The organism is Micromonospora sp. U56 (genome assembly GCF_018070095.1).
Classification (GTDB): Bacteria; Actinomycetota; Actinomycetes; order Mycobacteriales; family Micromonosporaceae; genus Micromonospora; species Micromonospora purpureochromogenes.
This window is the reverse complement of the sequence record NZ_JAGPYL010000298.1, coordinates 1-300: the sequence shown is the minus strand read 5'-3', so window position 1 is coordinate 300 and position 300 is coordinate 1. Positions and strand designations below refer to the sequence as shown.

Below are 300 nucleotides of genomic sequence, written 5' to 3'. Positions count from 1 at the left end.
TCGCTACGGCTCCCCCACACGGGTTAACCTCGCCACATGCCACTAACTCGCAGGCTCATTCTTCAAAAGGCACGCCGTCACCCCGTAAGGCTCCGACGGATTGTAGGCGAACGGTTTCAGGTACTATTTCACTCCCCTCCCGGGGTACTTTTCACCATTCCCTCACGGTACTTGTCCGCTATCGGTCACCAGGAAGTATTTAGGCTTACCAGGTGGTCCTGGCAGATTCACGGCAGATTTCAGGGGTCCGCCGCTACTCGGGAACACCCACAGAAGGTCAGCAACTTTCACCTACCGGAC

At 56.7% G+C, this 300-nt stretch carries 1 rRNA gene; it reads right to left on the bottom strand.

What is annotated here, in order from left to right:
- Nucleotides 1-300: ribosomal RNA gene (locus KBX37_RS34065) — 23S ribosomal RNA — on the bottom strand; the annotation flags it as partial.